Source organism: Acidocella sp. MX-AZ02 (assembly GCF_000306035.1).
Lineage (GTDB): Bacteria > Pseudomonadota > Alphaproteobacteria > Acetobacterales > Acetobacteraceae > Acidocella > Acidocella facilis.
On the sequence record NZ_JH976207.1, the window covers coordinates 1246530 to 1249158 of the forward strand.

Below are 2629 nucleotides of genomic sequence, written 5' to 3' on the forward strand. Positions count from 1 at the left end.
GATATAGGACGCCAATTGCCGCGCCAGCGCCGCGACAGCGGATTCAGCGCTCTGATACTCATCCAGCACCTGCCAGTCCGGCGCCGCCTGCGCCTCTTCGGCGACACTCAGCGGCCAGAGCGCCACCTCGCCGGCCTGGCCCAGCCTGGCCACGCCATGGCGCAGCCGCTCACCCGGCGCCACCACGCCCTGCCGGGCAAAGCCCTCGGCAAACACGGCATCGGTCAGTTCCAGCACCGGCGCGGTGGAGCGGAAGGAGACCGAGAGCGCCCCATCCAGCCAGCCCTGCCCCGCCTGCTGCGCCGCCTGCCGGAATTTTCCCCGGTTGGCATCGAAGCTTTTCAGATCCGCGCCCTGGAAGGAGAAGATCGACTGCTTCGGGTCCCCCACCGCGAAAATGCTGCGCCGCGCCTCCCGCGCGCCTTCACCGGCGAAAAACTCGGCGGCGATGGCGTTGGCGATGTCCCATTGCGCCGGGGCGGTATCCTGCACCTCGTCCAGCAGCAGATGCTCGATGCCGCCATCCAGCTTGTACAGCACCCAGGCCGCACCAGGATCAATCAGCAGCTCCGAGGTCTGCGCGATGAGATCGCCATAGGACAGCTCAGAGGCCAGACGCTTTCCCGCCCGCTCCGCCAGACCCACCGGGGCGAGAATATCGAGCAGCGCTTCATTGATGCGCAGCAGCCGGATCAGCTTCAGCCGGTCCAGCAAACCCAGCACACGCTCGGCCTCTCTCTGGAATTCGGCCTTGATCCGCTCTTCCTCGGCGGCGAGCTTTTTGCCGCAAAACCCTTTCAGCGTGCGTGGCTCACCGGCGGTGGTAAGGCAGATGCCAGCCCAGACCTCACGCGTCGCGATGCGCTCAGGCCGCGGCAAAGCCAGCCAATCCAGCCCCGGCCAGGCCCATTTCTGGCCGCTGGCATTGCCGCGTGAGGCCACATCGTTGAGGGCGTCGCGCAGCACGCTTTCCCGCGGCGGCGAAACCAGGGCCGTCAGCAGCGCATCTTCATCCTCATCCTGCGCGCCCAGCGCCGCCTGCAGCAGCGCCGCGCGTGCCGGGGCCGACGCGTCCAGAAACGCCTTTTCCGCCCCCTGCACGAATTTGCCGCTGAGATCGGCAAAGCGCAGCTCGTCGATCTCCGCCGCCAGCACCTCCACCGCCGCCCGCGCCGCGGGGCTGGCCAGCACCTGCTCGCGCGCCTCGCGCAGCCGCAAGCCCGCCGCCTCGTCATCCGCGACGGTGAAATGCGGCGAGAGCCGCGCCTCCAGCGGGAAGCGCCGCAATAGCGATTGGCAAAAGGCGTGGATCGTCTCGATCCGCATTCCCCCTGGCAGATCCAACACTTCCGCGAACAGCCGCCGGGCGCGGGCGAGTGTGGCCGCATCCGCCGCCACATCCAGCGCCTGCAGCGCGGCGCGCAGTTTCTCCTGCGGCAGCGCCACCCATTCGCCCAAGCGGCGATTGAGCCGGATGCGCATCTCCGCCGCCGCCGCCTTGGTGTAGGTGAGGCAGAGAATGCGCTCCGGCGGCGTGCCCGCCAGCATCAGCCGCAACAGCCGGTCGGTCAGCAGCTTGGTCTTGCCGCTGCCGGCGGAGGCGGCGACGAAAGCGGAAATCGCCGGGTTGGAGGCGCGCAGCTGCTCCTGGTTGGCCTGCTCAATCGCCCCCATTCTCATCCTCCCCGCCCCATTCGGCGCGGCGCGACAGGCCGGCATAATCATCGAACCGGTTTTCCCGCTCCGGATGCGGGGCGGCGAGAAAGGCCGTGTCCGGGTCCGCGAATTTCGCCAACAGAGCGGGCAGCTCACCGGCCCGCTCGACCACCTCGCGCAGCGCCTCAGGCGTTTTCAGCACGGCACTCTGCGCCCCGGCCGCCGCGCGGCCGGAGAGTGCGACATAAAGCAGCTCCACCGCCTCACCCTCAAATTCCGGACCAAAGCCGCCGCGCCGCGCCATCGCCGCCTCCAGCGGCAGCTGCGGGGCGATGCCGGCTTTCACCTGCTTCTCGGAGGGCACATTGCCGGTCTTGTAGTCGATGATCCTGATCCCGCCTTGCGCATCGCGCTCGATCCGGTCGGCGCGGCCCTTCAGCGTGAAGCCGCCCGGCATCCGCCATTCGCCCGGCAGCTCCAGCGCCTGCGCGGCGGGCGGGCCATGTTCGGCGAGGCGGGCGCGCTCCTCCGCCACCAGCCATTCGGCGATCCGCCCCAGCCGCGCCCCCCACCATTGCGCCAGCGCGGCGCGCGGGCGTTGCTGGCGCATCGCCACCTCCAGCGCATGGCGCAGCCGCAGCGGGGCATCCGGCGCGGTGATGTCGCCAGCTTTGAAAAACGCCGCCAGACCTGCATGCACCACATCGCCGAACTGGCTGGCATCGCTCTCCTCATCCAGCGCTTCCAACGGGGCGAGCTTCAGAATCTTGCGGGAATAGATCGCGTAAGGATCGACCATCAGCGTCGCGATATCGGAGATGGAATAGGTCTTTGGCCGGGCATGGGCGGGCGGGCGCGGCTGCGGCTTCGCCCGGCGGATGCGCTCCACCGGCAGATCGAGCTGCCCGGCCCACAGCCCGGCCTCATGCGCGGGCAGGCTCTGCCCCTGCCCGGCCAGCATCGCGGCCAGACG

Annotated in this window: 2 protein-coding genes; both read right to left on the reverse strand. The window is 69.4% G+C overall.

Features of this window, described 5'->3' with window-relative positions; all coding sequences use genetic code 11:
* Positions 1 to 1674 (reverse strand): UvrD-helicase domain-containing protein (locus tag MXAZACID_RS18750; protein ID WP_008493298.1); only part of this gene is annotated, 1674 nt, incomplete at its 3' end.
* Positions 1661 to 2629 (reverse strand): PD-(D/E)XK nuclease family protein (locus MXAZACID_RS06130; protein ID WP_008493299.1); only part of this gene is annotated, 969 nt, incomplete at its 5' end. The genes MXAZACID_RS18750 and MXAZACID_RS06130, both read right to left, overlap by 14 nt.